This is a genomic window from Amaricoccus sp. (genome assembly GCF_047602525.1).
Lineage (GTDB): Bacteria > Pseudomonadota > Alphaproteobacteria > Rhodobacterales > Rhodobacteraceae > Amaricoccus.
Genome location: NZ_JASGHB010000001.1, coordinates 1,530,125 through 1,557,107 on the forward strand (window position 1 = coordinate 1,530,125; position 26,983 = coordinate 1,557,107).

Genomic DNA, 26,983 nt, shown 5'->3' on the forward strand with positions numbered 1-26,983 from the left:
ATCGTGCAGTTCGGCCGCTATGTGTGGGACGTCCTGCACCTCGATTTCGGCGACAGCCTGCGGCAGGCGCGCCCGGCGATCGACGTGGTGCTCGAGGCGTTCGTCTGGACGCTCTGGCTCGCCCTCATCACCATGGCGCTCGTCACCAGCGCCGCCATCGCCATCGGCTCGCTCGCGGCCTTCCGCCCGGGCGGGGTCTTCGACCGGATCGTCACCTTCACCTCGCTGATCGGCGCCTCGGCCCCCGACTTCTGGATCGCCGTCGTCGGGATCACCGTGTTCTCGATCGGCCTCGGCTGGCTGCCCACGTCGGGCACCGGCACGGTCTGGCACTGGATCCTGCCGATCGCCGTGCTCTTCATCCGGCCCTTCGGCCTGATCCTGCAGGTCGTGCGCGGCTCGATGGTCCAGGCGTTCGGCTCGGCCTACGTCAAGACCGCCCGCGCCAAGGGCGTCTCCAACCGCTCGATCATCTTCGTCCACACGCTCCGCAACGCCATGCTGCCGGTCGTCACCGTGATCGGCGACCAGGCGGCGGCGCTGCTGAACGGCGCGGTGGTGGTGGAGACGATCTTCGGCTTTCCCGGCGTCGGGAAGCTGATGATCGAACTCGATCCTGACCCGCGACTTCAACGTCATCCTCGCCGCCATCATGGTTACGGCGCTCGCCATCTTCCTCATGAACCTGCTGATCGACCTCGCCTATGCGCTGCTCGATCCCCGGATCCGGACCTGACCGATGGCCATTGCCACCCTCACCCATCCCGCCGAGCGGGGGCGCCTGCGCACCGTCGCCGCGATGCTGTGGCGCGACAAGTTCGCCACCGCCGCCGTCCTGTTCCTGTTCGTCGTGCTGCTCTGCGCCATCTTCGGTCCGGCCCTCCTCTCGGAGGCGGCGACGAAGCAGAACCTGCGCGGGCGCAACCTGCCGCCGTTCTCGCTGAAGCAGGGCTGGCTCATGGTGCTCGGGGCCGACGCCCTCGGCCGGCCGCTCCTCGCCCGCATCATCGTCGCGGCGCAGAACACGATGCTGATCGCCGCCGGCGCAGTCGCCCTGTCGGCCACCCTCGGCGCCGGGCTCGGCCTCATCGCCGGCTATGGCCCGAAGTGGGCCGGCACCGTCATCATGCGGCTCGCCGACGTCATCATGTCGTTCCCCTCGCTGCTCCTCGCGGTGCTGGTGCTCTACATGCTGTCGCCTTCGGTCGGGAACGTCATCCTCGTCCTCGCGATCACCCGCATTCCGGTCTACCTGCGCACCACCCGCGCCGAGGTGCTGGAGGTCCGCGAGCGCATGTTCGTGCAGGCGGCGCAGGTGATGGGCGCCTCGCCGACCCGCATCGTGCTCCGCCACATCCTGCCGATGGTGGTCCCGACGCTGGTGACGATCGCCACCCTCGACTTCGCCTTCGTCATGCTGGCCGAGAGCGCGCTCTCGTTCCTCGGCATCGGCATCCAGCCGCCGGAAATCACCTGGGGCCTGATGGTCGCGCAGGGCAAGCAGTACCTCGCCAACGCCTGGTGGCTTGCGTTCTGGCCCGGCCTCGCGATCATCCTCACCACCCTCTCGCTCAACCTCCTCTCCGGCTGGCTCCGCATCGCCCTCGATCCGGCGCAGCGGTGGCGGCTCGAGATCAGTCGAAAGGCCGGCCGCAAATGACCCATCTGCTCGAGGTCCGCGACCTGTCGGTTCGCTTCCACACCGCGCACGGCACCGTCGATGCCGTCAAGGGCGTGAGCTGGCACGTCGACCGCGGCGAGACCCTCGCCATCCTCGGCGAGAGCGGGTCGGGCAAGTCCGTCTCGTCCTCGGCCATCCTCGACCTGATCGACTGCCCGCCGGGCGAGATCACGTCCGGCCAGATCCTCTTCGACGGCCGCGACCTGCTCAAGGCCAGCGCAGCCGAGCGCCGGGCGATCAACGGCAAGCGGATCGCGATGATCTTTCAGGATCCGCTCAGCCACCTGAATCCGGTCTGGTCGGTCGGCTGGCAGCTGCGCGAGGTGATGGAGGTGCACGGCGTCTCCCGGGCCGAGGCGGCCGGCCGCGCGCTCGACCTGATGGCCCGCGTCGGCATCCCCGAGCCCGAGGCGTCCCTCGACAAGTACCCGCACCAGTTCTCCGGCGGCCAGCGCCAGCGCATCATGATCGCCATGGCGCTCGCGATGAAGCCCGACATCATCATCGCCGACGAGCCGACGACGGCGCTGGACGTGACGGTGCAGGCCGAGGTGCTGCGCCTGCTCAAGGCGTTGCAGCGCGAGATGGGCATGGGCCTCGTGCTCATCACCCACGACCTCGGCGTGGTGGCCGAGATCGCCGACCGCGCGGTGGTGATGAACGGAGGCGAGATCGTCGAGGCCGGCACGCCCTCGGAGATCTATCACCACGCCAGGCATCCCTACACCCGCAAGCTGATCGCCGCCGCCCCGGGCAAGGGCGAGATGAACACGCCCGTCGGCGGCGCCGAGCCGATCCTCCGGGTCGAACGCGCGACCAAGACCTACGGCACCTTCAAGGCCCTGAACCAGGTCTCGTTCCAGCTGCAGAAGGGCGAAGTCCTCGCCGTGGTCGGCGAAAGCGGCTCGGGCAAGTCCACGGTGGCCAAGGCGATCTGCCGCCTGATCGAGCCCGACGGCGGCCGCGCGCTCTGGAAGGGACGCGACCTCTTCGCCATGCCGCCGCGCGAGCTCTACGCCATGCGCCGCGAGATCCAGATGATCTTTCAGGATCCCACCCAGTCCCTGAACCCCCGCATGTCGATCTTCCAGATCATCTCCGAGGCGTGGGTCATCCACCCCGAGATCCTGCCGAAGCCGAAATGGCGCGCCCGCGTCGCCGAGCTGCTCGCCCAGGTCGGCCTGCAGCCCGAGCACGCCAGCCGCTACCCGCACCAGTTCTCCGGCGGCCAGCGCCAGCGCATCGCCATCGCCCGGGCGCTGGCGCTGGAGCCCGAGCTCATCATCGCCGACGAGGCCGTCTCCGCCCTCGACGTCTCGATCCAGGCCCAGGTCATCGAGCTGCTCGCCAACCTCAAGCGACAGCTCGGGCTCGCCTTCATCTTCATCGCCCACGACCTGCCGGTGGTCCGCGACTTCGCCGATCATGTCCTCGTCATGGAAAAGGGCCGCGTCATCGAGACCGGCACCGTCCGCGACATCTTCGAGCGCCCCGTCCAGCCCTACACCCGCCGCCTGCTCGCCGCCGGTCTCGACCCCGATCCCGAGGTCCAGAAGGCCCGCCGCCTCGCCGTCGCCTGAGGAGATCCCCCGATGACCACCCTGCAAACCCCGATCGAGATGCAGCGCCCCGGCGTCATCCGCTTCGGCGCCGGCCAGGTCGACACCTTCGCCGCGTGGCTCGCCGCCGCCGGCGCCTCCCGCCCGTTCGTCGTCGCCGACAAGGTGAACGCCGCCCGGCTCGACGTCCTCGGCCTGCGCGACCCCGCCCTCTTCGGCGACGTCCAGCCCGAGCCCGACCTCCCGAACCTCGAGGCCGCCGTCGCCGCGGCAAAGGCCGCCGGCGCCGACGCGGTGATCGGCTTCGGCGGCGGCAGTGCGATGGACCTCGCCAAGCTCGTGGCGGTGCTGGTCTCGTCCGACCTCCGCCTGCCCGACATCTCCGGCCCGAACCGCGCCCCCGCCCGCCGCGTCGTCCTCGCCCAGATCCCGACCACCGCCGGCACCGGCTCCGAGGTCGGCACCCGCGCCCTCGTCACCGACCCCGCCACCCGCAACAAGATCGCCACCGAGAGCGTCCACATGCTCGCGGACATCGCGATCATCGACCCCGGCCTCACCGTCTCCGTGCCGGCCTTCGTCACCGCGGCGACCGGGGTCGACGCCATGGCGCACTGCGTCGAGGCGTTCACCTCGAAGCGGTCGCACCCGATCATCGACGCCTACGCGCTGCAGGGCATCGAACTCGTCGGCCGCTACCTCGCCCGCGCGGTCGCCGACGGCACCGACATCGAGGCCCGCGCCGGCCTGTCGCTCGCCGCCTTCTACGGCGGCGTCTGCCTCGGGCCGGTCAACACCACCGCCGGCCACGCCCTCGCCTACCCGCTCGGCACCCGCCACAAGCTCGCCCACGGCATCGCCAACGCGCTGATCTTCCCGCACGTCCTCGCCGTCAACGCCCCGGCCACCCCGGAAAAGACCGCGCTGATCGGCCGCGCCCTCGGCTTCGGCACCGACGCGCGCCAGCAGGTGCTGGGCGGCGCCACCGACTTCTGCCGGCGCCTCGGGCTCGACATGGCCCTCGGTGCGCATGGTGTCCCCCGCGACGACCTCCCCGCCTCGGCGAAGGAGGCGCACGCCATCCGCCGGCTGCTCGACTGGAACCCGGTTGATCTGTCCGAGCACGACATCCTGGAAATCTACGAGGCCGCGTACTGACATGACCCACGACCGCAAGGACGCCTTCGTCGCCCTCGTCACCTGCTTCAACAACGACGAGACCATCAACTTCGCCGCAACCCGCGCCCAGGTCCGCCGCCAGGTCGCGGCGGGCAACAACATCATGTGCGCCGGCACCAACGGCGATTTCACCGCGCTCACCTTCGACGAGAAGGTCCGGCTCTGCGCCGAGGTCGTCGAGGAGGTGGGCGGCCGCGCCCGCGTCATCGTCAACGCCGGGATGCCCGCGACCTTCGAGACCATCCTGCTCGCAAAGGAATTCGCCGCCCTCGGCGTCGACGGCATCGCCGTCATCACGCCGTTCTTCATCCAGTGCACGCAGGACGGCCTGATCCGCCACTTCTCGACCGTCGCCGATGCGGTGGCGACGCCCACCTACCTCTACGACATCCCCGCCCGCACCCAGAACCACATCGAGCCCGCGACCGCGAAGACCCTCGCGGCCCATGGCAACATCGCCGGCATCAAGGACTCGGGCGGTGCGCAGGACACGCTGGAGGCGTATCTTCAGGTCTCCCGCGAGATGCCGGGCTTCGAGGTCTATTCCGGCCCCGACCATCTGGTGCACTGGGCCTTCCAGAACGGCGCCAAGGGCTGCATCTCGGGCCTCGGCAATGTCATGCCCGAGACGCTGGCCGCCATCGTCTCCGCCTTCAACGCCGGCGACGAGGCCGGGGCGACGACGGCACAGGATGCCTTCGGCGCCTTCCGCAAGGATCTCTACACGCTCGGCTATCCGCCCGCGCTGGTGAAGCGGTCGCTCTACCTGATGGATGCCTCCGTCGGTGCCAGCCGCCAGCCGGCGCTGCTGCCCGACGCCGAGCAGGACAGGAAGATCGCGGCGCTCCTCGTCAAGCACGGCCTGATGGCCGACGCCTCGGCCTGACCCGCGTCCTCTCGACCTCGCCGGGCTTCGGCCGGCACGGCAGCGTCCCCGACCGGCTCGCCGCGACCGGCTGGACCCTCGTCCGCGCCCTCGACGAAGCCACGGTCGCCGCACACCTCCCCGAGGCCGACTTCCTCATCGTCGGCCTGCTGCCGGTCACAGCGGCCCACCTCGACGCCGCCCCGCGGCTGAAGGGCGTCCTCAAGCACGGCGTCGGCGTCGACAACATCGACCTCACCGCCTGCACCGCCCGCGGCGTGCCGGTCCTGAACGCCCCCGGCGCCAACGCCGACGCGGTGGCCGAGCTCGCCGTCGGCCTGATGTTCGCCCTCGCCCGCGCCATCCCCGCCGGCCACGCCTCGGTGACGGCCGGCCGCTGGGAGCGCGGCGTCGGCCGCGAACTCGGCGGCAAGACCCTCGGCATCGTCGGCTTGGGCAACATCGGCCGCCGCCGTCGCGACCTATCTCGTCGAAGCCGACCTGATGGGCCACACCACCCACGGCCTCGCCCTGGCCGGCTGGTATCTCCAGAGCATCGCCGACGGCGTGATGACGACCTCGGGCGCCCCCGAGATCGTCTCCGACCGCGGCGCCGCCGTCTGCTGGCGCGGCCGCCGCCTGCCCGGCGCCTGGCTCACCTCCGAGGCGGTGACGCTCGCCGCCGACCGCGCCGCCACGCACGGCACCTGCACCGTCGCCATCGCCGACAGCCACCACATCGGCGCGCTGGCCGCCTATCTCGCGATCGCCACCGACCGCGGGATGATGGTGCAGGTGGCCTCCTCCTCGCCCTCGGGCGCGCAGGTCGCGCCCTTCGGCGGCCGCGTCGGCGTCTACACCCCCGATCCCGTGGCCACCGGCATCCCGACCGACGGCGATCCGATCCTCATCGACATCTCCGCCTCGATCACCACCGTCAACATGGCCCAGCGGATGATCCGGGAGGGCCGGAGCTACGCGCACGACTGGCTCCTCGACCGCGACGGCAACCCCTCGCGCGACCCCGCCGTGGTCCAGGACGGCGGCACGCTGCTGCCGACCGGCGGCCTCGACCACGGGCAGAAGGGCTACGGCATGGCGCTCGCCACCGAGGCGCTGACCCAGGGGCTTGCCGGGTACGGCCGCGCCGACGCGCCGAAGGGCACCAACGCCGCCGTGACGGTGCAGGTCTGGGACCCGGAGGCATTCGGCGGCCGCGCCGCCTTCCTCCGCCAGACCGGCTGGCTCGCGGCAGCGTGCCGCAACACCCCGCCGCGCCCCGGCGTCGCCGCCGTCCGGCTTCCCGGCCAGCACGCCCTCGCGCGCCGCCGCACCGCTGTTGCCGAGGGCGTGGCCCTGCACCCGGGCATCCTCGAGAGCCTCGCGCCCCACGCGGAACGCCTCGGCGTGCCGGCGCTTCTTACAAGTTGATGACTACGCTTCCCCAACCTGCTCCGCACGGGTGGTGCATGATCGGTGCATGATCGGTGCATGGTTTGTGCATACGATGTGCAGGCGCCGGGACCGTCGAAATCGGGTTGTCAGCCCCGGCAGAGATCGACCAGCATCCCGCCGAACAGGCGGTCCCGCGAATGGGTCAGGTGGGCGCGCATCAGCCGCTCCGCGGTGTCGCCGTCGCCCTCCCGGATCGCTGCGAAGATCGCGGAATGCTCGCCGAAGACCGCACGCAGGCCCGGCGCCCCGTCGGTCATCAGCGATTGCCCGTGCAGCTTCATGCCGACGTAGATATGCTCGCGCAGCGCGCGCATCGACGCCTCGAAATACTGGTTGTTCGCCGCCTTGGCGACGGCGAGGTGAAAGGCAAAGTCCGCATCCTCGCGGTGGGTGAGCGAGTCGGTCGCGCCCTCCATCAGCGACAGCGCCGTGCCGATCTCCTCCAGCGCCGTGTCGTCGCGCCGCGCCGCCGCCAGCCGCGCCGCCATCGCCTCGATGCAGATGCGGAATTCGTAGCAGCGCTGGATGTCGGCAATGGTCTCGACCCGGGCAAAGCCCAGCGGCACCGAGCGCATCTCGCGCACGAAGCTGCCCGCCCCCTGCCGCGAATGGATGAGCCCCTGCTCCCGCAGCCGCTCCAGCGCCTCGCGCAGGATCGGCCGCGACACGCCGAACTCCTCGGCCAGCGTCTTTTCCGACGGAAGCTTGCGGTTGGCGGGATAGTCGCCGTTCGAAATCCGGCTGTAGAGCAGGTGATAGACCCGATCCGCCAGGCCCGGCCGCGCCTTCGGGGCGTCGCCGGCGGTCCGCTCGTGCTGCTCGGCCCCGTCCTTCATCGCGTCCGTTCTCCAGCCTCTGCCGCCGCGACCATGGCAACGAGCGCGTCCACCGCGCCAAAGCCGCCAGACTTCGTGACAAGTTGCACGCGGCGCCCATCCACCACCATGCCGGACACCGGCATCCCCGGCAAGACCTCGCCATCAATCACCAAAACCCCCTGACCGAGCGCGCCGAGGATTGCGTCCGCCGTCTCGCCGCCGCAGCCGAGCAGCGTCCCGACGCCTTCTGCCCTGACAAGTTGCGCAATTCCCTCCGCAAACCGCTCTCCAGCCGCCCGCGCATCGAACGCGCCGCCCCCCGCCACCATCCGCAAAACCCCTCTCCCCCCCGCCCCGGCCGGGCAGAGGCCGTCCGGCGCGGGCGTCACTGCCGCCCATCCGGTCGCCACCAGGCGATCCACCTGCGCCAGAGTGATCGGGTCGCGCGAACCGATCGCGAGCAGGACCGGCGCCTGCAGCCGGGGCACCGGCATCGCCCAGCGACCCGGCGACAACCGGCGCGCCAGCGCGGCGGTGAGCCCTGCCGCTCCGACCAGCAGGGTCGGCGGCCCGCCGGCGAGGGCCGCGAGCGCCCCGTCGAGATCCGCGTCGGTCGAGACGTCCGGCACCACGACCTCCAGCCCGCTGCCGGCGAGCGCAGCGGCGACGTCGATCGGCGCGGCAACGCCTGCGCCGATCAGCCGACCCGCCACCACCGTGCGCCCCTGCGCCGGAATCGCGGGGGCGACCAGCGCGTGATGATACCCGGCGTGGCCGGCAAGGACCGCAACCTCGTCGGCGACGTGGCCCTTGAGGCGCGAATCCACCTTCTTTACAACGAGCGGCGGCAGCGGACCCGCGGCGGCGAGTACCGCAGCGACCGCGGCCCGGGCGGCGCCTGCATCCCCCTCACGCGAGGCGGTGCTGACGGAGAGCACGTCCGGCTGCATCGCGAGGGCGGCCGGAACGTCGGCGGGGCGCCGCGCCACGACGCACGTGAGGCCAGCCCCGACCAGCGCGACGGCGCTGTCGAGCGCTCCGGTCAGGTCATCGGCGACGATCAGAACTCGCATGGGTGAATCCGGATTTGATTTCCGCCCACCGTACAGGTAAACATGTTCAGTGTGAACGCGAAAATTGGCAACCAACCCGTCAGGGACTACCATCCAAATAGCGGAAAAGACAAAACATAATTCCGCGGACAGGATCCAGACCAGACTTTACAAACTCGAATCGCCGGCCCCGAGGAAGGACCAGAGATGACCGCTTCGACCCGTCGCCCGATCGTCATCACCATGGGAGACCCCTCGGGGGTCGGGCCCGAGGTGACGGTGAAGGCGCTCGCTGCTCTCGACCCCGCCGAACGCCGGGACTTCGCCGTGGTCGGCGACTCCGCGGTGCTCGCGCGCGCGATGGCCGCGTCCGGGCTCGACCTGCCCCTCACGGCCCCGGGTGGCGACGGCATCGGCGTCATCGACGTGCCCGTCGCCGGCCTGCCCGACCGCTTCGGCGTGCTCAGCCCGCGCTGCGGCGAGGCCGTGTTCCAGTACATCAGCACCGCCGTCGACTGGGCGCGCGACGGCCGCGCCGCCGGCATCGTCACCGCGCCGATCAACAAGGAGGCGCTGAATGCCGCCGGGCACCACTACGACGGGCACACGGGCCTGCTCGCGCACCTGACCGGACAGCGGGCCTCGTGGATGCTGCTCGCCTCGGAGCGGCTGAACGTCATCCACGTCTCGACCCACGTGTCGCTGCAGACGGCCATCGAGCGGGCGCGGCCCGAGCGGGTGCTCGAGACCATCCGCACCGGCAACCGCCACCTGAAGCGCATGGGGCTGGCCGCGCCCCGCATCGCCGTCGCCGGCATCAACCCGCACTGCGGCGAGAACGGCCTGTTCGGCACCGAGGACAGCGAATTCCTCGCCCCTGCCGTCGCCGCCGCGCGGGCAGAGGGCATCGACGTGAGCGGGCCGATCTCGGCCGACACCGTCTTCCATCGCGCCTACAACGGCGCCTTCGACCTCGTGGTCGCGCAGTATCACGACCAGGGCCACATCCCGATCAAGCTCGTGGCCTTCGACACGGCGGTGAACGTCTCGCTCGGATTGCCGATCGACCGCAGCTCGGTCGACCACGGCACCGCGTTCGACATTGCCGGCACCGGTCGCGCCAACCACGTCAACATGCTCTCGGCGCTCTCCTACGCCCGCACGCTCGCGGCCAGCCGGCGCGAGACCTCGCCGGCCTGACAAGCCTAGCCGCAGGCACCGATGTGGCCGCACGCGGTGCAGAAGTCGCAGCCGTCGCGGCGGACGAGGGTCGGGTGGCCGCACTCCGGGCAGGTGCGGCCCGCGACCGGCGTCGGGGCCGCGCCCGGGGCCGGCGCGTCGGTCCAGAGCCGCGTCGAGCCGGCGGTGGGATAGCCGGCCGGGTCGAGCACGCCCAGCATCTCGTAGCGATGGATCAGGAGCCGCGCGACGTAGGCGATGGTCGAGGGCTGCACCGCCTGCTTCTCCGAGCCGGGCACCCGCGCGAAGAAGTCGCCCTGCGCCTCGGGCAGATCCTTCAGCCCGCGCAGCTTCTTGCCGATCCACGCCGGATCAATCACCCGCATGTCGAGCGACAGCGACCTCGTGAGACCGTTGAACTCCAGCGGATAAGCCCCGGACAGCCAGACGGAAAACGGCCGCTTGGTCCCGTCGGGCAACACGCATTCCTTCACGAACATCGCGAAGTCGTCGCCCGTCGTCGGGTTCAGGATGTCGACGGTCCAGCTCAGCGTGCCGTCGACGCCGGACTTCGGCTCCTTGCGCGAGAACATCGCGTCGACCAGCGGCGTCGCCTCGTCATCGCCGTCAAAGACCCCGAGCGCGCGGCAGCGGTATTCGACCACCCGCGCGAAGGCGCTGACCGCGCCCTGCACCGGCACCGTCCGCCCGTCGGGCGGCATCGGCAGGGTGAACGGCGCCCCCGGCGTCTTGGCGAGGCTCTCGAGCTTCAGCGACAGCCACGCCGGATCCTGCGCGCGCATGTCCATTGACAGGTTCTTGGCGAGCGCAGCGAGGCCCCGCGGGGTCTGCTCGCCGTTCACCCAGACCTCGAACGGATGGCGCACGCCGTTCTCGACGTGGCCCACGAACACCGCAAAGCGCCGCTCCGGCGCCTCGACCATGTAGGTCCACGACGGCGAGCCGTCGGTCAGCTTCGGACGGTGCGGCCAGCGCAGCGCGGCCAGCGCCACCTGCGGCGCGGCCGAGATGCGGATCCGCCGGTCGGGCTCGGACTGGTCGAGATCCTGCGGCGCCTCCGCCGTCTCGACCGACAGCACCGAGCCGAGCACGCTGTTCGGACGATAGGTGGTGATCCCCTTCAGCCCGGCCTTCCACGCCTCGAGGTAGAGCGACTCGAAGTCCTCGAAGGGATAGTCTTCCGGCACGTTCACCGTCTTGGAGATCGCGGCGTCGATGAACGGCTGGATCGCCGCCTGCATCAGCATATGGTCGCGCGCCGAAATCTCCAGCGCGTTGACGAAGGCGGACGGCAGCGCGGCGTCGCCGTGGCGCGCGCGCCAGAGCCGCCAGGCGTGATCCTCGACCCGGTACTCGCGCATCGAGCCGTCGGCCTCGCGCTTCTTGCGGGTGTAGAACCACGAATACGCCGGCTCGATGCCGTTCGAGGCATTGTCGGCGAAGGCGAGGCTGATGGTGCCGGTCGGCGCGATCGAGAGCAGGTGGCTGTTGCGCAGCCCGTGCGCCCGGATTTCGTCGCGAAGCACGGCGGGCAGGCGCGCGGCCATGCCCGAGGCGAGGTATTTCTCCGCGTCGAACAGCGGGAACGCGCCCTTCTCGCGCGCGATCGCCACCGACGCGCCATAGGCCGCGTCCCGCATCGTCCGCGCGATCTCGGCCGCGCATCCGCGCGCCTCCGCGCTGTCGTAGCGCAGGCCCATGAGGATGAGCGCGTCGCCGAGCCCGGTGAAGCCGAGCCCGATCCGTCGCTTGCTCTGCGCCTCGCGCGCCTGCTCCGGCAGCGGCCAGACCGTCGCGGCCAGCACGTTGTCGAGCATCCGAACCGCCACCGCCACGACCTCGGCGAAGCGCGCATGGTCGAAGGCCGCGCCCGCGTCGAAGGGGTCGGTCACGAAGCGCGTCAGGTCCATCGACCCGAGGCAGCAGCAGCCGTGGTCCGGGATCGGGATCTCGCCGCAGGGGTTCGTCGCCTCGATCGTCTCGCAGTAATGCAGGTTGTTCTCGCCGTTGATCCGGTCGAGGAACAGCACGCCGGGCTCCGCCGCCTCGTAGGTCGAGCGCATGATCGCCGCCCAGAGTTCGCGCGCGCGGATCGTGGCGTAGATCCAGGCGCCATCGTCGCGCCGGTGGGCCCCCGCGGCGATCTGCGCCGGGCCGGGCTCGGCCTTGTGGACCAGCTCGAAGGGGCCGTCGGCCTCGACCGCGCGCATCAGCGCGTCGGGCACGCCGACCGAGATGTTGAAGTTGTTGAGCCGTCCCGCCTGGCGCTTGGCCCCGACGAATTCGAGGATGTCCGGGTGGTCGGCGCGCAGCACGCCCATCTGCGCCCCGCGACGGGCGCCGGCGGACTCGACCGTGGCGCAGGATTGGTCGAAGACGTGCATGTAGCTGATCGGCCCGGAGGCGGCGCTGTCGGTGCCGTGCACCCGCGCGCCGCGCGGCCGGATCGCCGAGAAGTCGTAGCCGACGCCACCGCCGCGGCGCATGGTTTCCGCCGCCTCCCGCAGGGCGATGTAGATGCCGGGCTTGCCGTCCACCGTCTCCGAAACCGAATCGCCCACTGGTTGCACGAAGCAGTTGATGAGCGTGACCTCGCGGATCCCGGAGCCGGCTGCCGAGTTGATCCGGCCACCGGGGATGAACCCGGCCTCCAGGGCCGCGAGAAACCCGGCCTCGTGCGCCGCGGGAACATCCTCGACCGCAGCCAGCGCCTTCGCGACCCGCGCCCGCACGGCCCGCACCGCAGCGGCGCCGTCGAGCGCGCGCTCCGCCCCCTTGGCGTACTTTTCCCGCAGCACATCGAGGCTGACCTCCTGCCACGGCAGGCTCGCACAGGTCCGGTCAGGCAGGTGCGGCTTGTTCACGCAGGGCCTCGCGGGGCAGCAGGCAGGGGCCTTCAAAGATAGGTGCGAGGGGGTCCCCGGTCAATTGCGGAGCCGCGGCAACCCCGGTATATCTTGGGCAATTCGCGGAAGCGTTCCGCTACACGTAGTGAGTCGATGCCCGTTCACCTGCTCAAGCTCTGCGTCGGGGCCGAGGCCGTCGACGACCTCGCCGCCTGGCAGGCGGAGCGGATTGCCGAGCGCCGCGCCGCGGGGCCCGACCTCGATCCCATCCACCTTCACCCCGTCCACGTCACCCGCATGTGGCCGAAGCGCAGCGACGAGCTGCTCGACGGCGGCTCGCTCTACTGGGTGATCCGCGGGCTGGTGCTCGCCCGGCAGCGCGTGCTCGGGTTCGAGGCGCGCACCGGGGAGGATGGCATCGAGCGTTGTGCGATCCGCCTCGACCCGGAAATCGTGCGCACCCGCCCGCAGCCGCGCCGGCCGTTCCAGGGCTGGCGCTACCTCCGGCCCGAGGACGCGCCGGCCGACCTCGCCGGCCGCGCGGCCGAGGATCTGCCGCCGACGCTCGTCGCCGGCCTCGCCGAGATCGGAGTGCTCTGACCATGCGCCTCGCCATCCTCCTCTCCCTCGCGGGTTCGCTCGTGGCGGCAGCGCCCGCCGTCGCCGGCTCCGCCTTCAACTACGACGACCTCGGGGCGGAGTTCTGCCGGCTGACGACCGCCGGCGACCTCGCCGACCTCCGGCCGCTGCTCTCGCGCCAGCTCGGCGCGGCGCTCGATCGGGTGGCAGGCAACCCGTCGCTGCCGCCGCCGGCACTGCTGTTCCAGACCTACGCGACTCCGGTCGCCAACTGCGCCGCGCGCACGGTCAACGCCGCGCTGGTGCAGATCACCCGCAGTCAGCCGGACGGCACCGGCTGGATGGACTACATCGTCATCGTGCCGGAGCCCGACGGCCAGACCCGCATCGACGACGTGCTCTTCGCGCTGCGCCGCAGCGACACGTTGATGTCGCGCCTCCAGTCGCTCGCCGGACAGGGTTGAACCACGGTCCCCGCGCCGCCGCGACGCGCGCGGGTTTGACCGTCCCAGCCGCGCGGGCCGTTTGTGCGGCGCGGCAGCGCCTGATAGGGTGCGCGTGATGTCGATCTGGACCCGCATCTCCGAGGCCATCGCCGCGCTCGTCGCCCGAGGCGAGAGCCTGATCGCGTTCTTCGACTGGCGCCGCCCCGAGCGCAGCGTCGCCTTCACCATCGCCGTCGTCAGCCTGGGCGCGAAGATGGCCAAGGCCGACGGGCTCGTGCGCCCCGCCGAGGTCGCCGCCTTTCGCCGCGTCTTCCAGCTCGCGCCCAAGGACGAGGCGGCGGCGGCACGGGTGTTCAACCTCGCCCGTCAGGACGTTGCGGGCTTCGAGGCCTACGCCAGCCGGATCGCCCGAATGTTCGAGACAGAACCCGAGGTGCTCGAGGACGTGCTCGAAGGGCTGTTCGAGATCGCCATGGCGGACGGCCGCTATCACGAGGGCGAGGAGGGCTTTCTCCGGCGCGTGGGCGAGATCTTCCGCGTGCCCGCCGCCGCCTTCGACCTCATCGAGGCGCGTCACCTCGAAGGCCGGATTTCCGATCCGTGGCAGGTGCTCGGCCTGCCGCGCGACACCGACTTCGCCACCGCCCGCGCGCGCTGGCGCGAACTGGTGCGCGCGACCCACCCCGACCGGATGATCGCCCGCGGCCTGCCGGTCGAGACGGTGAAGCTCGCCACCACCCGCCTCGCCGCGATCAACCGCGCCTGGGAAGAGATCGCCGCACGCACCGTGCCGGCGAGGGCGGCAGCACCCGGGAACTGAAGGGTGACGCCTACCAGCGGTCGCGGAACACGACGACGTTGCGCAGCGCCGCTCCCTCCCGCGTCGCCGCGATCGCCTCGTTGATCTCGTCGAGATAGTAGCGGCCCGTCACCAGCGCCTCGAGCTTGAGCTTGCCCGACCGCCATGCCTCGATCAGCCAGGGCACATCCCGGGCGATGACCGCCTGCCCCATCCGCGCGCCGAGCACCCGCTGGTTCTGCGCCGCAAGCAGCGTGGGGTCGAGCCGGACCGCCGATCCCGACGGCGGCATCCCGACGATGACCAGCGTCCCCTGCACCGCGAGCAGCGACACGGCCTCCTCGATCGCCGCCGGCGCCCCCACCGCGACGAAGGCGAAGTCGACGCCCCGGCCATGGGTCAGCGCCCGTACCGCCGCGGCCGCCCCGTCGCCCTCGCCGGGATCGACCGCATCGGTGGCGCCGAAGCGGCGCGCCGCCTCCCGCTTGGCCGGCAGCGGGTCGATGGCAATGATCCGTCCCGCCCCGGCGATCGCCGCGCCCTGGATCGCGTTCAGCCCGACGCCGCCCGCGCCCACCACCGCGACCGTCGCTCCCGGCGACACCTTCGCCACGTTCACCACCGAGCCGACCCCGGTCAGCACGCCACAGGCGAGCAGGCACGCCGCCTCCGGCGGCACGTCGAGCGGCAGGCGCACCAGCTGGCTCCGGTCGACGACGACGGCCTCGGAGAAAGCTCCCGTCGCCATGCCCTGCGCCACCGGCGCGCCGCTCGCATCGCGCAGCGGGCTCGACAGGAGTTCGAACGCATGGTCGCAGGACGTCGGCACCCCGCTGGAGCAGGCGGGGCAGGCGCCGCATGAACGGATCAGCGTCACGAGCACCCGCGTGCCCGGCACCATGTCGAGGACGCCCGGGCCGGCGCTCGTCACCGTCCCCGCCGCCTCGTGGCCGAGCACCGTCGGCAACGGCCCGCCCCACGCGCCTGCCGCGTGGGCCACATCCGACTGGCAGATCGCCACCGCGTCGATGCGCACCGCGACCTGCCCCGCCCCGGGCGGCGCGAGCTCCAGTTCCTCGATGAGCAGCGGCTCACCGAAACCGCGGCAGACGGCGGCGCGCATGGTGCCTCCCTGTTTCTGTCGCGCGACAGTAGAAAGCCCGGCCGCCCGCGACAATCTCTCGCAGGCGCAAAAAATGCGATCGCCGGGCCGCCGGCGCCGCGCTGCCCATTCTCGCGGCAGAAGCCGCTGCTGGACACCGCCAGCCATCCCCTGCAATCGTGCCGCCGACAAGCCGGCACCCTGGGGGGCCGGCACCCTGGGGGGAAGGACGTGAAGAAGATCATCACCATCGGCGAGATTCTCGTCGAGATCATGGCGACGGAGCCGGGCGACGGTTTCCTCGAGCCGATCGGCCTCGTCGGCCCCTACCCCTCCGGTGCCCCGGCGATCTTCATCGACCAGGTCGCGAAGATGGGCCAGCCCTGCGGCATGATCGCCTGTGTCGGCGCCGACGACTTCGGCCAGGTCAACCTCGACCGCCTGTCCCGCGACGGCGTTGACGTCTCGGCAATCGTCACCCACCCCGAGCTTCCGACCGGCAGCGCCTTCGTGCGCTATCGCCCGGACGGCTCGCGGCACTTCGTGTTCAACATCCGCCACAGCGCGGCCGGCGCCACCGGCGCCACGCCGGAGGCCGAGCGGCTGATCGAGGGCGCCCACCACCTGCACGTCATGGGCTCCTCGCTCTCGACGCCGGCGATCGTCGCGCTCGCGCTGTCCGCCGCCGACCGGATCCATGCGAAGGGCGGCACCGTTTCGTTCGACCCGAACCTCCGCCCCTCGGTCCTCGCCACGCCCGGCACGCGCGAGACCATGGACGAGGTGCTCGCCCGCACCGACCTGTTCCTGCCGTCGGGCCCGGAGCTGTTCCTGTTCTCCAGCGCCGCCACCGAAGCCGAGGCGGTCGCCGACCTGCTCGGCCGCGGCATCGGCGCGATCGTGGTGAAGGACGGGGCCGAGGGCGCCCGCTACCACGCCGACGGCGCGCTCCTCTCCGCCCCGGCCTTCGCGGTGGACGAGATCGACCCGACCGGCGCCGGCGACACCTTCGCGGGCACCTTCGTCGCGCTCTGGCTGCGCGACACTCCGCCGGCCCAGGCGCTGCGGATCGCCAACGCCTCCGGCGCCCTCGCCGTCACCCGCCGCGGCCCGATGGAGGGCACCTCCACGATGGCCGAAATCGACGCCTTCCTCGGAGCGCACGCATGAGCCTTCTCGCCGATCTTCCCCGCCTGCATGCCGAGGGCCGGACCGCCGGCATCACCTCGGTCTGCTCCGCCCATCCGGTGGTGATCGAGGCCGCGCTCCGCCTCGGGGTAGAGACCGACTCGCCCGTGCTGATCGAGGCCACCTGCAACCAGGTGAACCAGGATGGCGGCTATACCGGGATGACGCCCGCCGACTTCCGGGCGTTCGTCGAACGGATCGCCGACGCCACGGCCTTCCCGCGCGAGCACCTGATCCTCGGCGGCGACCACCTCGGCCCGAACCCGTGGAAGGATCTCCCGCCCGCCGATGCGATGGCCAAGGCCCGTGCGATGGTCGACGCCTACGCCCGCGCCGGCTTCGAGAAGATCCACCTCGACACCAGCATGGGCTGCGCCGGCGAACCCGTCGCGCTGCCTGACGCGGTGACGGCCGAGCGCGCCGCCGACCTCGCCGCCGTCGCGGAAGCATCGGCACCCGTGCCGCCGGTCTACGTCATCGGCACGGAGGTGCCCGTCCCGGGCGGAGCGACCCACGCCATCGACCACCTCGAAGTGACCAGCCCCGATGCCGCGCGCGAGACGGTCGCCGTCCATGCCCGCGCCTTTGCCGCCCGCGGCCTCGACGCCGCCTTCGCCCGCGCCATCGCCGCCGTGGTCCAGCCGGGCGTCGAGTTCGGCAACGACGACGTCATCATCTATCGCCCCGAGGCCGCCCGCGCGCTCTCGGCCACGCTGGGCCAACTCCCCGGCTTCGTCTTCGAGGCCCACTCCACCGACTACCAGCCGACGGAGGCGCTCGCCGCCCTCGTCCGCGACGGCTTTGCCATCCTGAAGGTCGGCCCCGGCCTCACCTTCGCGTTGCGCGAAGCACTCTACGGCCTCGACTACATCGCCGCCGCCCTCGACGGCCAGCCGCCCGCGCTGGCCGCCGCCATGGAGGCGGTGATGGTGGCCAACCCTGCGAACTGGCAGAAATACCTGCACGGCACCCCGGACGACCTGCGCCGCGAGCGACATTTCGGCTATGCCGACCGGATCCGCTACTACTGGCCCGACCCGGCCGCGCAGGCGGCGCTGGCTGCCCTCGAGGCACGCCTCGCCGGCCGGCGGATCCCCGAGACGCTGGTCAGCCAGTACCTCGCGGCCCTCTACCCGGACGTTGCCAGCGGCCAGCTCGAACCGACGCCCCACGCCCTGCAGATCGCGGCGGTGCAGCGCGTCCTGCGCCAGTACCGCGCGGCGACGCATCCGGGGAAGGCATAGCCATTTCGCTACCGGCGAACTTGCGGCAGAGTTCGGCATGGAGCCCATGGGGATGCCACGCCCATGACATATGCCTCGCGACGATCCACCAGCCTGACCCTCGATCGCCATCTTCTCGACGAGGCAAAGGCGCTCGGGGCCAACATTTCCCGCGCCGCGGAGGCGGGCGTCGCGCTTGCGGTGCGGACCGAGCGCGCACGCCGCTGGGCAGAGGAAAACGCGAAGGCCATCGACGACTACAACCGCTTCATTGCCGCCGAGGGCGTCCCGCTCGCTCAGCACCGCAAGTTCCAACGCCGTGCCGAGGCGGTTCGACGTCTTCCGGACCCCCGAGGGAACGCTCGTCACCATCGCTCAGAACGACCTGCTGGACGCGATGAGCACCCGCGTCGTTCTGCCGCTCCTGCCTGCCGGATCTGGAATGCGCCCCGCGCGGACGCTCAACCCCGAGGTCTTGGTCGGCGGGGAGGCATTCGTCCTGCTGCCCCAGCTTGCCGCCACCCTCACGATCGCCGCCCTCGGCGTCCACGTCGGCTCGATAGCGGCGCAGCGCGATGCCGTGACCCGGGCCATCGACATGCTGCTTTCCGGCATCTGAACATCGGCCTTTATTCAGAAAGAACCCCCTTCCCGTTCCGCCCGGCTTCTGCTCAACTGCCATCACGAAGACCTCGGCCGAACCGAGGCCCGAACCCCAGGGAGACCAACCGCATGACCTTCCGCGCCGTCCTCCTCGCCGGCGTCGCGCTCGCCGCCGCCACCGCCGCCCACGCCGACACGTCGGGCAAGAAGATCGCGCTCTCGAACAACTACGCCGGAAACTCCTGGCGGCAGGCCATGCTGCAGAGCTGGGACTCGGTGACGAAGCCCGCCGTCGCCGCCGGCATCGTCGCCGCGGCCGACAGCTTCACCACCGCCGAGAACCAGGCGACCGAGCAGGCGGCGCAGATCCAGAACATGATCCTGCAGGGCTATGACGCCATCGTCATCGACGCCGCCTCCCCCACCGCGATCAACGGCGCGATCAAGGAAGCCTGCGACGCCGGCATCACCGTCGTCTCCTTCGACGGCGTCGTCACCGAGCCCTGCGCCTGGCGCATCGCCGTCGACTTCGAGAAGATGGGCAAGGACGAGATCGAGTACCTCAAGACCCGCCTGCCCGACGGCGGCAACCTCCTCGAGATCCGCGGCCTCGCCGGCGTCTTCGTCGACGATGCCATCCACGCCGGCATCACCGCCGGCGTCACCGAGAACCCGGGCTTCAAGGTCGTCGGCTCCGTCAACGGCGACTGGGCGCAGGACGTGGCGCAGAAGGCCGTCGCCGGCATCCTGCCCTCGCTGCCCGAGGTGAAGGCCGTGGTGACGCAGGGCGGCGACGGCTATGGCGCCGCGCAGGCATTCGCGGCCGCCGGGCGCGACACGCCGATCATCGTCATGGGCAACCGCCAGGACGAGCTCGCCTGGTGGAAGGAGCAGAAGGACAAGACCGGCTACGAGACCATGTCCACCTCCATCGCGCCGGGCGTCTCCACCCTCGCCTTCTGGGTGGCGCAGGCGATCCTCGACGGCAAGGAGGTGCCGAAGGACCTGACGGTGCCGTTCCTGAAGATCGAGCAGGGCGACCTCGAGAAGGCACTGGAAACCACGCCCAAGGGCGGTGTCGCCAACGTCGACTACAGTCAGGACGACGCCGCGAAGGTGATCGCCGCCGCCGGCGGGGCCTGATGCCGCTCGACGCCGCCGACCCGGGCGCGCAGGCGCCCGTCATCGCCATCGCCGGCGCCGCCAAGGCGTTCGGCGCGGTGCGCGCCCTCGATGGCGTCGACTTCGCCATCGCGGCCGGCGAATGCGTCGGGCTGGTCGGCCACAACGGCGCCGGCAAGTCGACGCTCGTCAACGTGCTGAACGGCGGCCTCACCCCCGATCGCGGCCGGATCTCCACGGGCGGCGTGGCCGTGGCGTCCTACGGGGTCGCCGCGGCCCGCGCCGCCGGCATCCGCTGCGTGTTCCAGGAGCTCTCGCTCTGCCCGAACCTCACGGTCGCCGAGAACGTCCGCGTGCTGCGCGAGGGCTCGGGTGGCCTCGGCTGGCGCCGTCGTGCCGCCGGGGCGATCCGCGAGACCCTCGACCGCATCTTCCCCGGCCACGGCATCGCCGGCACCGCCCGCCTCGGCGGGCTCTCCATCGCCCAGCGGCAGATGGTCGAGATCGCCATCGCCTTCCTCGACACCGGCGCGGAGGCCCGGTCGGGACCGCGCCTCGTGATCCTCGACGAGCCCACCTCGTCGCTCGACGCGCGCCGCGGCCGCGAACTCGTCGCCCACGTCCGCCGGTTCTGCGCCGCGGGCGGCTCGGTCGTCTTCATCAGCCACATCCTCTCCGAAGTGATCGAGATCAGCGACCGCGTCGTGGTGATGAAGGACGGCCGTGTCGCCGCCGACCGCCCGACCGCGGGGCTCGACGCCCACGGCCTCGTCACGGCCATGGGCAGCGTCGCCCGCGAGCGCACCGCCCGCCGCGCGGCGCGGGCGCGGGCCGGCGCACCGCTCGTGTCCCACGGGCCGCTCGCCGCCTGGCCGGGAGAGATCGTCGGGCTCGCCGGCCTCGCCGGCCACGGCCAGAGCGAGGCGCTGGCCGCGCTCTATCTCGCCACCTCCGGCGGCTGGCGCACCGGCGCGCCGCGCGCGGCCTTCGTCGCCGGCGATCGCCAGACCGACGGCGTCTTCCCGCTCTGGTCGATCCTGTGGAACACCACCGCCACCGTCCTGCCCGACATGATCCGGGCGGGCGGCCGCGTCGACCGCGCCGCGGAAGCGGCCTTCGGTGCCACGTGGCGCGAGCAACTGGCGATCCGCGCGCCGTCGATGGGCGACGCCATCCTGTCGCTCTCCGGCGGCAACCAGCAGAAGGCGCTCTTCGCCCGCGCGCTCGGCAGTCGCGCGCCGGTGGTGCTGATGGACGATCCCATGCGCGGCGTCGACATCGGCACGAAACAGGACGTCTACGCCCGCATCCGCGCCGAGGCCGAAGCGGGGCGCACCTTCCTCTGGTACTCGACCGAGACCGACGAGGTCTGTCTCTGCGATCGCGTCTACGTCTTCCGCGAGGGCAAGGTGGCGGCAACGCTCGCCGGCGACGAGGTGACGGAGGAGAACCTGATCGCCGCCTCCTTCGGCGGGGGGCACCCGTGATGATCGTCTCGCCCGCCCCGAAGCAGTCCCACGGCGTCCTGCGGGCAGAGACGGTGACGCCAGAGCTGCATCGGCACCCGACCGCAGAAATCTCGCCCCCCGACAGCTGCCACGTGGCCACACGCCCCGGCGCGGCGGGCGCATCGCGTTCGCTCGGCGCGCCCGGGACCCGCGTGCACGAGCGCACGCTTCGATCGCGCGAGGACGCCCCCCTCGCCAGCGCCCACCGGGAGCCCGCATGAAGCCCGACACCCTGCGCGTCCTCATCCCCGCGCTGTCCTTCGCCGCGCTCCTCGCTGCTGTTTTCTGGCTGCAGCCGCGGGCGATGAGCTATCTCGGGCTGAACCTGCTCTTCAACCTCGCGGTCCCGATCGCGCTCGCCACCATCGCCCAGATGCTGGTCATCGCCGTCAACGACCTCGACCTCTCGATCGGCACCTTCGTGAGCTTCGTCGCCTGCGTCACGGCGTCCTTCCTCCACGACACGCCGCTCCTCGGCCTCGCGATCCTCGCTGCCGCGGTCGCCACCTACGCGCTCATCGGGGTGCTCATCCACCTGCGCGAGCTGCCCTCCATCGTCGTCTCGCTCGGCATGAGCTTCGTCTGGGGCGGCCTCGCGGTGCTGATCCTGCCCGCCCCCGGCGGCAGCGCGCCGCCCGTCGTTCGCACGCTGATGACGGCGAAGCCGCCGCTCCTGCCGATGGCCATCGTGGCGAGCCTGGTCATCGCCGCGATCGCGCACCTCATCGTCATGCGCTCGTCCTTCGGAGTGGCGCTGCGCGGCGTCGGCGGCAACGCCCGCTCGGTGCAGCGCGCGGGCTGGTCGGTCCTGCGCCTTCGCGCCGCAACCTACGCCCTCGCCGGCGTCTTCGGCGTCCTCGCCGGCATCTCGCTCGTCGGCCTCACCACCTCGGCCGATGCCAACATCGCCCTGCGCTACACGCTGCTCTCCATCGCCGGCGTCATTCTCGGCGGCGGCGAGTTCACCGGCGGGCGCGTCTCGGCCGTCGGTGCGGTGATCGGCGCACTCACCCTCACGCTCGCCTCGTCGTTTCTCACCTTCCTCCGCCTCTCACCCGACTGGCAGATCGGTGCCCAGGGCGCGATCCTCATCGCCGTCCTCGCCATCCGCCTCGTCCTCAACCAGCGGGAGCGCCAGGCATGACGACGCTGGCCGCCCGTCCGTGGATCTGGTCCTGGATCGCCATGGCCGCAGTCTGGATCGCCACGGTGCTCTTCACCGGCGGCGCGTCCGCCACCGGAGTCACCCAGGCCGCACTGACCTTCGCGGCCTTCTCGGTGATCGTCGGCATCGGCCAGATGTTCGTCATCACGCTCGGCCCCGGCAACGTCGACCTGTCGATCCCGGCGAACATGACCCTCGCCGGCACGCTGGCGCTGAAGGCGATCGACGCGTGGGGCGGGAACACGCTCCTCGGCCTCGGCGTGGCGCTGCTGGTCGGGGTCGGCGTCGGCATCGCCAACTTCGCGCTGATCCGCGCCCTGCGCATTCCGCCGATCATTGCCACGCTGTCGACCAGCTTCATCTTCCAGTCGACGGCGATCTGGGCGAACCGCGGCATCCGGATCAAGCCGCCCGACGCGCTGGCGCAGTTCTCCACCGGCGCGACCTTCGGCATCCCCAACGTCGCCTGGATCGCCGTCACGCTCGCCGTCGCCGCGTGGTATCTGCTCGAGCGCACGCTGTTCGGGCGCCGCGTGCTCGCCATCGGCCAGAACACCCGCGCGGCCCGGCTCGCCGGCATTCCGGTCGATGGCATCCGGCTGGCGACCTACGTGCTCTGCGCCATCCTCGCCGCCCTCACCGGCTTCCTGCTCGCGAGCTTTTCCGGCGGCGCGGCCCTCAACATGGGGGCGGAATACCTGCTCACCTCCATCGCCGTCGTGGTCATCGGCGGCTCGTCGGTGGCGGGCGGAAACTCCAACGTCCCGGGCATCTGGGGCGCGAGCCTCTTCATGTTCCTGCTCGTCACCATGCTCAACACCTACGGCCTCGGCGCGGGCGTCCGGCTGATCCTCACCGGGCTCATCATCATCGCCGTGATCGTCGCCGCCGGCGGCCGGCGGCGGTCGTCGTGACGCAAATCATCCGTCACGACGACCGAATGCTCCGGATCGGTCCCGCAGAATTGACCCCGGCGGTAAGCCGCTACTACCGCCCCGCGCTCCCGAAACGCTACCTTCTGCTTCTGGCTCACCGCATCCAGCTGGAGTAGCGTATGGCCAAGGCCGACCAGGGCAAAGACTCGGGCAGCCACAGGGGAGACGAACGTGGTGGATATCATTTCCCGGCGCGACGGCCCTCGTCCCGAGGACGAGCGCGCCCGTCGCCTGATCGAGGCAAACCGCCCGACGATCGACCGGCTGGCCGACCGGCTCACCAATGGCGCCTGGTCTGCCCGGCAGCAGCAGCCGAAGCCCGCCGCGCCGCAACCGTCGGGCGTCATGATCCACACCGCCCGCGCCAGCACGGCGGCCGAGCCGCCTCGCCCGTTCGTCCGCATCGCGCTCAACGGGCGGGTCAGCATGGTGGACACCAACACCGGCCGGCAGATGCATCACCTCGGCGACGTCCGCCGCCGCGACGGCGTTGACAGCTTCCGCCTTGCCACCCGCGAGAACGGCTTCTTCTCGCCGGTCGACCCGGCGATCGCCGCCGCGCTCGCGGATATCGACGGCACCCCCGTCACCGGCCGCGATGGCGAGCGGGCGCTGCTCGACGCCATCGGCGACCGCCTGCAGCTCTGATCCGCATTCCCGACGACCTTGGAGGCCACGAAGCACCGGATCGATCGAACGCACCCTAGATGACAGAAAAGCCCAACCCAGTCCCGTCAGTGGCAGGCAGGCGCGCCTCCAGACTCGCCGTGTCCGCGACCCAGCCGGACTATGACGAGCGTGTCACCATGGGCGCCTGGGAGCAGTTGCTCGCCGGGTCCACCGACTGCACCCCCACCTGTCAGGTGCGCTCGCTCATCGGCGACTCGTGGCAGCGCTGCGCCCACGGCGGCATCGACGCCATCCAGGGCGAGGCGCCGATGACCGGCGATCGCGATCATCGCGACGCGGTTCGCCAGTCCAGCGCCGACCTGCTCGCCGCCGCGCAACGCTCGTTTGCCAGCCTGGGCAGCCTGCTCGAAGGCACCGGGGCCATGCTGGTCCTCGCCGATGACGAGGGCGTGCTGGTCGATGCGATCGGCGACAAGCGCACCATCAACGACGGCCGCGACATCCATCTCGCCATTGGTGGCAAATGGACCGAGGACGTGGTCGGCACCAACGGCATCGGCACCGCACTCTTCACCGGCGAGCCGGTATTCGTCCACGCGGCCGAGCACTTCTGTGCCGGCATCAAGGGCTGGACCTGCGCCGGCGCCCCGATCCGCGACCCGCTCGACGGCCGCATCGTGGGGGTCATCGACCTGTCCGGCCGCCCGGGGATCTTCCGGCCGCACAACACCGCGCTCGTCGCCGCGGCCGCCCGCGAGATCGAGAAGGCCCTCGCCGAGCAGCAGGCCGAGGAGAGGGCGCGCCTGCTCGAGGCGTTCATCGCCTCGGCGCCGCACTATCGCCGGTCGGACGGCCTGATGATCCTCGACCGGCGCTCGCGCCCGGTCTACTGCACCAACATTCCCTGTGAGGTCGCGGGCCGCTTCCCGCTCAGGACCTGCGCCGCGCACGTGCCCTCGCCCGCCGACTCGACGGGCTTTCTCGACGACGTGACCCGCGCGCTGCCGCCCGACATGAGCGGATGCCACCTCACGCCCCTGAAGCTCGACGGCAGCCTGCGCGGCGCGGCGCTGGTGCTGCCCGCCTCCCGGACGCGCCCGCGATCCGGCCGGGCCGATCCGGTGTTGGAGGCGGCCGCCCTCATCGTGGGCGAGAGCCCGGCGGTACGGGAGGCGATCGAGATCGCCACCCGCGTCGCCCGCAGCCCGGACGTGCCCTCGCTCCTCGTCGAGGGCGAGACCGGCGTCGGCAAGGAGCTGTTCGCCCGCCTCGCCGGCAGCGCACGCCCCTCCGACCGCTACGTCGCCATCAACTGCGGCGGCATCACCCGCGAGTTGATCGGCAGCGAGCTGTTCGGCCATGTCGCGGGCGCCTTCACCGGCGCCAGCCGGGAGGGCAAGCCCGGGGTCTTCGAGCTTGCCAGCGGCGGCGTGCTCGCTCTCGACGAGATCGGCGAGCTGCCGCTCGACATCCAGCCCTTCCTGCTGCGCGTGCTCGAGGATCGGGCGGTGCAGCGGATCGGCGAGGCGCGGTCGCGGCCCGTCGACGTGCGGCTCGTCGCGTCGACGAACCGCGACCTGCGCGCCGAGGTCGAGGCCGGCCGCTTCCGGCGCGATCTCTACTACCGGGTCGGCGCCGTCGCGCTTCGCGTGCCGCCGCTGCGCGAGCGTGCCGACGACGCGCTGCTGCTGCTCGAGCATTTCAACGCGTCGACCGCGGAGCGGACGGGCCGTGACCGGCTGGAGTTCGCTCCCGAGGTGCTTGACGCGCTGCGCGCCTATGACTGGCCCGGCAACGTGCGCGAGCTGAAGAACCTGGTCGAGCGGCTGCATGTTCTGTCCGGCGGCGTGGTCCGGCTCACCGATCTGCCGGCGGACATCCTGCAGCCCGAGGCTGCCCCGACCGCCGTGCCTCTGGCTGCAGCCACCGCGGGCGCGCGGCTCGAGGACGCCGAGCTGGCGGCGCTGAAGGGCGCGCTCGAGGCGGAGCATGGCAACCTGACCCGGGTGGCGCTGCGGCTCGGGATCTCGCGGCCGACGCTTTACCGCAAGCTCGATCACTACGGCATCCGCCGCACGTTCCGCTGAGGCGACGCGGGAATCCCTCAGGGATGATGGATTCCGCCGGCGGCTCGATTGACCGAATCCGGCCTCTGTCGCCACACCGTGCGCGGCGATCGGCGCGCGCTGTCGCGCCATTGGGAGGAAACGCTTCGTGAAGACGGCCCTGAACCAGATGACCACCCCGACGCTGCCCTTCGCGGCGTTCCTCGATCTCGCGGCCTCGCTGGGCTGCGTCGGCGTCGAGGCGCGCAACGATCTCGGGCGACCGCTGTTCGACGGCGCGGCTCCCGCCGAGGCCGGCGCCATGGTGCGCGACCGCGGCCTGCGCCTGCTCGGCGTGAGCCAGGTTTACCCGTTCAACGCGTGGTCCGACGCGATCGCGGCCGAGGTCGCCCAGCTGATCGCGGCGGCCGGGGCCGCGGGGGGCGAGACCGTGAGCCTGATCCCGCGCAACGACGGCACCGAGACCGGCGAGGCGGAACGGCGGGCCAATCTCGCGCGGGCGCTCGCCGGGGCGAAGCCGCTGCTCGCGGACGCCGGCATGGTGGCGCTGGTCGAGCCGCTCGGCTTCCCGCGCTCGTCGCTGCGCAGCAAGGCCGAGCTGGTCGCGGCGATCGACGCGATCGACGGGCGCGGCGTGTTCCGGCTGGTGCACGACACCTTTCATCACACGCTGGCCGGCGGCGGCGCGATGTTCCCGAAGCTGACCGGGATCGTCCACATTTCCGGCGTGGTCGCGGGCCTTCCGACCGACCGGATGGAGGACGAGCACCGGGTTCTGGTCGATGCGGGCGACCGGCTCGGCAACGTGGAACAGATCGCGGCGCTGCGCGCGGCGGGCTACGACGGGGCGTTTTCCTACGAGTGCTTCTCGCCGGAAATCCACGCGCTCGCCGACCCCGCGACGGCGCTCCGGGCGTCCTTCGACTTTCTCGAGGCGCAGCTGACGACGCAGGCGGCCTGAG

The 26,983-nt window shown here is 71.5% G+C and carries 23 protein-coding genes and 3 pseudogenes; 22 read left to right on the top strand and 4 right to left on the bottom strand.

Features of this window, described 5'->3' with window-relative positions; genetic code table 11:
- Positions 1-132: 132 nt before the first annotated feature.
- The 7 genes and pseudogenes from QM699_RS08060 to QM699_RS08090 all read left to right on the top strand — a co-directional run.
- A pseudogene (locus tag QM699_RS08060) lies at positions 133-549 on the top strand (ABC transporter permease); the annotation flags it as partial.
- Between the two features lie 190 nt (positions 550-739).
- On the top strand, positions 740-1,660 hold the full coding sequence (locus QM699_RS08065; RefSeq protein ID WP_415012713.1) for an ABC transporter permease: 921 nt from the start codon (positions 740-742) through the stop codon (positions 1,658-1,660).
- The gene (locus QM699_RS08070; protein ID WP_415012714.1) at positions 1,657-3,261 is read left to right on the top strand and encodes a dipeptide ABC transporter ATP-binding protein; all 1,605 of its coding nucleotides are present in this window, start codon (positions 1,657-1,659) and stop codon (positions 3,259-3,261) included. Before QM699_RS08065 ends, QM699_RS08070 begins: the two co-directional genes overlap by 4 nt.
- Before the next feature lie 12 nt (positions 3,262-3,273).
- Positions 3,274-4,398: an iron-containing alcohol dehydrogenase gene (locus QM699_RS08075; RefSeq protein WP_415010649.1), complete on the top strand. Its 1,125-nt coding sequence runs from the start codon at positions 3,274-3,276 to the stop codon at positions 4,396-4,398.
- 1 nt (position 4,399) lies between these two features.
- Complete coding sequence (locus tag QM699_RS08080) at positions 4,400-5,305, top strand: dihydrodipicolinate synthase family protein (protein WP_415010650.1); 906 nt, start codon at positions 4,400-4,402, stop codon at positions 5,303-5,305.
- Positions 5,302-5,745 (top strand): annotated as a pseudogene (locus QM699_RS08085) (NAD(P)-dependent oxidoreductase); the annotation flags it as partial. The gene QM699_RS08080 and the pseudogene QM699_RS08085, both read left to right, overlap by 4 nt.
- Positions 5,746-5,788: 43 nt before the next feature.
- Positions 5,789-6,715: an Ldh family oxidoreductase gene (locus tag QM699_RS08090; RefSeq protein WP_415010651.1), complete on the top strand. Its 927-nt coding sequence runs from the start codon at positions 5,789-5,791 to the stop codon at positions 6,713-6,715.
- A gap of 110 nt (positions 6,716-6,825) precedes the next feature.
- Here the strand turns inward: QM699_RS08090 and QM699_RS08095 are convergent, their stop codons facing one another.
- The gene (locus QM699_RS08095; RefSeq protein ID WP_415010652.1) at positions 6,826-7,575 is read right to left on the bottom strand and encodes a FadR/GntR family transcriptional regulator; all 750 of its coding nucleotides are present in this window, start codon (positions 7,573-7,575) and stop codon (positions 6,826-6,828) included.
- A complete protein-coding gene (locus QM699_RS08100) occupies positions 7,572-8,630 on the bottom strand; it encodes a four-carbon acid sugar kinase family protein (protein ID WP_415010653.1) in 1,059 nt (352 codons plus the stop codon). The genes QM699_RS08095 and QM699_RS08100 overlap by 4 nt, the downstream gene beginning before the upstream one ends.
- 186 nt (positions 8,631-8,816) lie before the next feature.
- Between QM699_RS08100 and pdxA the strand changes: the two genes are divergently transcribed.
- The gene (pdxA, locus tag QM699_RS08105) at positions 8,817-9,809 is read left to right on the top strand and encodes a 4-hydroxythreonine-4-phosphate dehydrogenase PdxA (protein WP_415010654.1); all 993 of its coding nucleotides are present in this window, start codon (positions 8,817-8,819) and stop codon (positions 9,807-9,809) included.
- 5 nt (positions 9,810-9,814) lie between these two features.
- Here the strand turns inward: pdxA and QM699_RS08110 are convergent, their stop codons facing one another.
- Entirely contained in the window at positions 9,815-12,673 is a 2,859-nt protein-coding gene (locus QM699_RS08110; RefSeq protein WP_415010655.1) for an adenosylcobalamin-dependent ribonucleoside-diphosphate reductase, read from the bottom strand.
- A 135-nt stretch (positions 12,674-12,808) separates the two neighbouring features.
- On the opposite strand from QM699_RS08110, the gene QM699_RS08115 reads away from it, so the two are divergent.
- From QM699_RS08115 to QM699_RS08125, 3 genes are all read left to right on the top strand, one after another.
- Positions 12,809-13,255 (top strand): DUF1489 family protein, encoded by a 447-nt coding sequence (locus QM699_RS08115; RefSeq protein WP_415010656.1) that lies wholly within the window; start codon positions 12,809-12,811, stop codon positions 13,253-13,255.
- Between the two features lie 2 nt (positions 13,256-13,257).
- Positions 13,258-13,698: a hypothetical protein gene (locus QM699_RS08120; RefSeq protein ID WP_415010657.1), complete on the top strand. Its 441-nt coding sequence runs from the start codon at positions 13,258-13,260 to the stop codon at positions 13,696-13,698.
- A gap of 97 nt (positions 13,699-13,795) precedes the next feature.
- The gene (locus tag QM699_RS08125; protein WP_415010658.1) at positions 13,796-14,500 is read left to right on the top strand and encodes a TerB family tellurite resistance protein; all 705 of its coding nucleotides are present in this window, start codon (positions 13,796-13,798) and stop codon (positions 14,498-14,500) included.
- Positions 14,501-14,510: 10 nt separating this feature from the next.
- On the opposite strand, the gene QM699_RS08130 is transcribed toward QM699_RS08125, so the two are convergent.
- The gene (locus QM699_RS08130) at positions 14,511-15,602 is read right to left on the bottom strand and encodes a zinc-binding dehydrogenase (protein WP_415010659.1); all 1,092 of its coding nucleotides are present in this window, start codon (positions 15,600-15,602) and stop codon (positions 14,511-14,513) included.
- A gap of 210 nt (positions 15,603-15,812) precedes the next feature.
- Between QM699_RS08130 and QM699_RS08135 the strand changes: the two genes are divergently transcribed.
- From QM699_RS08135 to QM699_RS08185, 11 genes and pseudogenes are all read left to right on the top strand, one after another.
- On the top strand, positions 15,813-16,751 hold the full coding sequence (locus QM699_RS08135; RefSeq protein ID WP_415010660.1) for a sugar kinase: 939 nt from the start codon (positions 15,813-15,815) through the stop codon (positions 16,749-16,751).
- Positions 16,748-18,013 (top strand): D-tagatose-bisphosphate aldolase, class II, non-catalytic subunit, encoded by a 1,266-nt coding sequence (locus QM699_RS08140; RefSeq protein WP_415010661.1) that lies wholly within the window; start codon positions 16,748-16,750, stop codon positions 18,011-18,013. Before QM699_RS08135 ends, QM699_RS08140 begins: the two co-directional genes overlap by 4 nt.
- A 63-nt stretch (positions 18,014-18,076) precedes the next feature.
- A pseudogene (locus QM699_RS08145) lies at positions 18,077-18,292 on the top strand (type II toxin-antitoxin system CcdA family antitoxin); the annotation flags it as partial.
- Positions 18,293-18,311: 19 nt separating this feature from the next.
- Positions 18,312-18,611: a CcdB family protein gene (locus QM699_RS08150; protein WP_415012715.1), complete on the top strand. Its 300-nt coding sequence runs from the start codon at positions 18,312-18,314 to the stop codon at positions 18,609-18,611.
- 113 nt (positions 18,612-18,724) lie between these two features.
- Positions 18,725-19,738, top strand: a complete 1,014-nt coding sequence (locus QM699_RS08155) for an ABC transporter substrate-binding protein (protein WP_415012716.1) — start codon at positions 18,725-18,727, stop codon at positions 19,736-19,738.
- Positions 19,738-21,204 carry a sugar ABC transporter ATP-binding protein gene (locus tag QM699_RS08160; protein WP_415010662.1) on the top strand — a complete coding sequence of 489 codons (1,467 nt, stop codon included), beginning with the start codon at positions 19,738-19,740 and terminating at the stop codon, positions 21,202-21,204. Before QM699_RS08155 ends, QM699_RS08160 begins: the two co-directional genes overlap by 1 nt.
- Positions 21,205-21,442: 238 nt before the next feature.
- Positions 21,443-22,369, top strand: a complete 927-nt coding sequence (locus tag QM699_RS08165) for an ABC transporter permease (protein WP_415010663.1) — start codon at positions 21,443-21,445, stop codon at positions 22,367-22,369.
- Positions 22,366-23,304 carry an ABC transporter permease gene (locus QM699_RS08170; protein ID WP_415010664.1) on the top strand — a complete coding sequence of 313 codons (939 nt, stop codon included), beginning with the start codon at positions 22,366-22,368 and terminating at the stop codon, positions 23,302-23,304. Before QM699_RS08165 ends, QM699_RS08170 begins: the two co-directional genes overlap by 4 nt.
- Positions 23,305-23,499: 195 nt before the next feature.
- Positions 23,500-23,973: a hypothetical protein gene (locus tag QM699_RS08175; protein WP_415010665.1), complete on the top strand. Its 474-nt coding sequence runs from the start codon at positions 23,500-23,502 to the stop codon at positions 23,971-23,973.
- A 119-nt stretch (positions 23,974-24,092) separates the two neighbouring features.
- On the top strand, positions 24,093-26,042 hold the full coding sequence (locus QM699_RS08180; protein WP_415010666.1) for a sigma-54-dependent Fis family transcriptional regulator: 1,950 nt from the start codon (positions 24,093-24,095) through the stop codon (positions 26,040-26,042).
- Positions 26,043-26,169: 127 nt separating this feature from the next.
- Positions 26,170-26,982, top strand: coding sequence for a TIM barrel protein (locus QM699_RS08185; protein ID WP_415010667.1), 813 nt, complete (start codon positions 26,170-26,172; stop codon positions 26,980-26,982).
- The last annotated feature ends 1 nt before the right edge of the window (position 26,983 follow it).